A 3769-nucleotide genomic window follows, 5' to 3' on the forward strand; every position below is an offset into this window, starting at 1 on the left:
GCCGGCCTCGCGGTCGCGGTAGAGGACGGCGTCGAGTGAGGCACGCGTCTCCAGGCAGCCGGTCCCGCCGCATTCGCAGGGTCTGCCGGCCGGGTCGACGGTGATGTGCCCGAACTCGCCGGACAGGCCGTTGCGTCCGCGGTGCAGCGCGCCGCCCACGACCAGGCCGCCGCCGACGCCGTGCGACAACCGCAGGTAGAGCACGTCGCTGCGGTCCGCTGCCGCGCCCCACACCGCTTCAGCGAGCGCCGCGAGCCGGGTGTTGTTGTCCAGGAGCACCGGCACGCCGAACCGCTTGCGCAGCAGGTCGGGCAGGCCGTCGGTGCCCTGCGCGCGGGCCTGCTCGCTGCCGGGGTCGGTGATCGGCCCGACCACGCCGACGCCGAGCGCGCTGAGCGCGTCGAGGTGGACGGCGCCCGACGCGGCGAGCAGCCGTTCCGCGATGTCGATCCGCTCAGGCCAGGACAGATCGGCCGCATGCGCCTCGCTCGCCGAACCGATCACCTCATGGGCGAAGTTGACCGCGGCGACGTGCACGGCGCGGCGCGCGAAGTCGATGCCGACCGCCTCTCCGGCGGCCGGGTTGAGGCTGAGCTTCTCCACCGGACGGCCGCGCTTGCGCACCTCGACGTGCGGGGTGCCGGTGACCACGGAGCCGTTGCCCACGAGCCCGGCGACGATGTCGTGCAGCGTGGTACGGGATAGGCCGCTGCGGTCGCCCAACTCGGCGCGGCTCAGCGGGCCGTGCTTGCGGAGCAGCTCGAGAACCGCTTGCTCGTGGCTGCGTCGGAGCCGCGTCAGCGGGCCGTCGTGTTCGTGCATGCAGGACAGCATGTGAGCGCCGAGTATTTTCGTCAATGAGTCGAAACAAATTGTTCACATGAACGCGGTGTCACAGGAAACGCCGGACCGGCAACGCCGTGATCTGCTGGCGCCGATGGCGCGAGCTCCCCCGGAACTCGCCTGGCGGCGTGGCTCGATGCGATTTATGTACGCACTCTTGACTTAAATCATCGCCGGGTCGGAGCATGCGTCCCACGGCACCCGGCCGAGGCCGACGTGTGCCGGAAGCCGGACCGACCGACCCGAGAGGCCCTCCGTGCGCCACAACATGCTCTTCCTGATGACCGACCAGCACCGCGTGGACACCCTGGGCGCGTATGGCAACCCGCACACGCACACCCCGAACCTCGACCGGCTGGCCGCCGCGGGCACCCGGTTCGACAGCTTCTACACCCCCACCGCGATCTGCACCCCCGCACGCGCCAGCCTGCTCACCGGCGCCGCCCCCTTCCGCCACAAGCTGCTCGCCAACTACGAGCGCAACGTCGGCTATCTCGAAGACCTCTCCGAGGGCCAGTTCACCTTCTCCGAGCAACTGCGCTCCGAGGGCTACAACCTGGGCCTGCTCGGCAAGTGGCACGGCGGCGTGCGGCGCACCGCCGCCGACTACGGCTTCGAGGGCCCCGACCTGGCCGGCTGGCACAACCCCGTGGACCACCCGGACTACCTCGCCTACCTGGCGGACAACGGCCTGCCCCCGTACCGCATCACGGACCCGGTGCGGGGCACCACGCCCAACGGCAGTCCCGGAAACCTCCTGGCCGCCCGCCTCCACCAGCCCGTAGAGGCCACCTTCGAGCACTACCTGGCCACGCGCACCATCGAGATGCTCCGCCGCTTCGCCGCGCAGGAGGACCAGGGACAGGGCGCGCCGTTCTTCCTGGCCACCCACTTCTTCGGGCCGCACTTGCCCTACATCCTCCCGGACGCCTACTACGACATGTACGACCCGGCCCTGGTCGAACTGCCCGCCTCGATCAGCGAGACCTTCGCGGCGAAACCGGCCGTCCAGCAGAACTACAGCAAGCTGTGGGCCTTCGACACCATGCCGCTGGAGGAGACGCGCAAGCTGATCGCCGTCTACTGGGGCTACGTCACGCTCGTCGACGAGCAGATCGGCCGCATCCTGGACGCCGTGCGCGAACTGGGCCTCGACGAGCGGACGGCCGTCTTCTTCACCGCCGACCACGGCGAGTTCACCGGATCGCACCGGCTGCACGACAAGGGCCCGGCGATGTACGAGGACATCTACCGCATCCCCGGCATGCTCAAGGTCCCCGGCGCCCCGCGGGGCCAGGTCCGCGAGGAGTTCGTCTCGCTCACCGACTGCACCGCCACCATCCTCGACCTGGCGGGCAGCAAGACCGAGCCGGCCGTGGACAGCCGCAGCCTGCTGCCCCTCGTACGCGGCGAGCACCCCCGGTGGGACGAGCACCACCTCGCCGAGTTCCACGGCCACCACTTCCCCTGTCCGCAGCGGATGCTGCGCACCAGAAGCCACAAGCTGGTGATCAACCCCGAGTCCCGCAACGAGCTCTACGACCTCGATGCCGACCCCGACGAGCTGCACAACCGCCATGACCACCCCGAAATGCGGGAGATCCGCGCGGAGCTGACCCGGCGGCTCTACGACCTGCTCCGCGAGCGCGGCGACAACTTCTACCACTGGATGACGCCGATGTACGACGTGGAGACGGACTACGACACGACCCTCTCCGCCTTCGAGACCGACGCTCGGCTTTCACACGACTAGGGAGAGCATGTGATGACAAGACCCACGAACGAATCGAACTTCGGCCGGCGGTCCGTACTGGCCGGCATGGCGGGTTCCGTGGGCGCGGTGGCGGTGCCCGCCGGCGTGGCCCGGGCCCAGTCGGACCAGGGCGGCGCGGCAGCGGCGCACCGGCCGCCGTCCCGCTATCCGGCGAACTGGCCCGCCCTCGAACCGTACGGCCGTGCGGACGCCCGGGAGGAACTGTGGCCGCGCGACGACAACTCCTTCGTCCTGCCCCTCGAACTCCGCCCCCGTGACGAGGAGCTGGGCAGGGTCTGGATGCGGGACACCTACGTCAACTGCTTCACCGTCGACGGACGCCCCCTCTATGTCGCGACCGGCACCACCCGGGTGCCGGGACTCACCGCGGCCGGCCCCTGGAACGACGGCATCTTCGTGTGGACGGCACGGTCCATACACGGCCCCTGGAAGCTGGCCGACACCACGAAGATCCGGCCCGACGCCGAGCGCGGCAAGGTCTGGTCGCCGGAGTTCGTGGGGGAGAACCGGCCCGGCCGCACGGTCGTCGCCCCCTGGCAGGAGTACTGGCACGACGACGGCCAGTTCGGCAAGCGCGGCAACGCCTGGGCGCCCGAGCTGCACTACTTCCGCGGCAAGTGGTACCTCGTGGCGTGCATGGGCGATCACTCCAAGAAGGTGGGCTCGTTCGTCCTGGTGAGTGAGGGCGGAGTCGAGGGCCCCTACCGCCTGATCGAGGGCAACTACGACAAGCCCTTCGGGGAGTCGTTCATCGGCGGACCGTCGTGGATCAAGCACGGCGCGTACTTCCACATCGACGGCAGCATCTACACCGAGGGCAAGGACGCCTGGCTGGTGCTGCACAACCACCTCTACGCCAAGTTCCGCGAGGACATGGAGGACATCGAACCGACGACGAACCTCCCGCTGTTCCGGCAGAAGCCCTACACACCCGAGCCGTACCTCGAAGGCGCCTACGTGTTCAAGCACGGCGGCAAGTACTACCTGCTGCACGCCGCGTGGGACCGTACCTCGATCGACGCCTACGGCAGCCCCCGCTACGGCTACGACAACCCGGGCACCGGGCGGACCCAGTACCAGTACGACGCGGTCGTCGCCGTCGCGGACCGTTTCGAAGGCCCGTACTCCGAGCGCTGGACCGCGGGTGTGGGC

At 69.6% G+C, this 3769-nt stretch carries 3 protein-coding genes; 2 read left to right on the top strand and 1 reads right to left on the bottom strand.

Annotated elements, in window-relative coordinates:
* A partial coding sequence (locus tag ACQKIP_RS42515; RefSeq protein ID WP_427745461.1) for an ROK family protein occupies window positions 1-834 on the bottom strand: 834 nt, incomplete at its 3' end.
* Window positions 835-1111: 277 nt separating this feature from the next.
* Between ACQKIP_RS42515 and ACQKIP_RS42520 the strand changes: the two genes are divergently transcribed.
* Both ACQKIP_RS42520 and ACQKIP_RS42525 read left to right on the top strand, forming a co-directional pair.
* Window positions 1112-2596: a sulfatase-like hydrolase/transferase gene (locus ACQKIP_RS42520; RefSeq protein WP_365854748.1), complete on the top strand. Its 1485-nt coding sequence runs from the start codon at window positions 1112-1114 to the stop codon at window positions 2594-2596.
* 12 nt (window positions 2597-2608) lie between these two features.
* Window positions 2609-3769 (top strand): family 43 glycosylhydrolase (locus tag ACQKIP_RS42525; RefSeq protein ID WP_427745462.1); only part of this gene is annotated, 1161 nt, incomplete at its 3' end.

Origin of the sequence: Streptomyces sp. NPDC059900, assembly GCF_050270335.1 — a bacterium.
GTDB lineage: Bacteria > Actinomycetota > Actinomycetes > Streptomycetales > Streptomycetaceae > Streptomyces.

What these genes read in the sequence shown, in the direction of transcription:
- ACQKIP_RS42520 (WP_365854748.1), top strand. Translation starts at nt 1,112, where the DNA reads ATGCTCTTCCTGATGACCGACCAGCACCGCGTGGACACCCTGGGCGCG.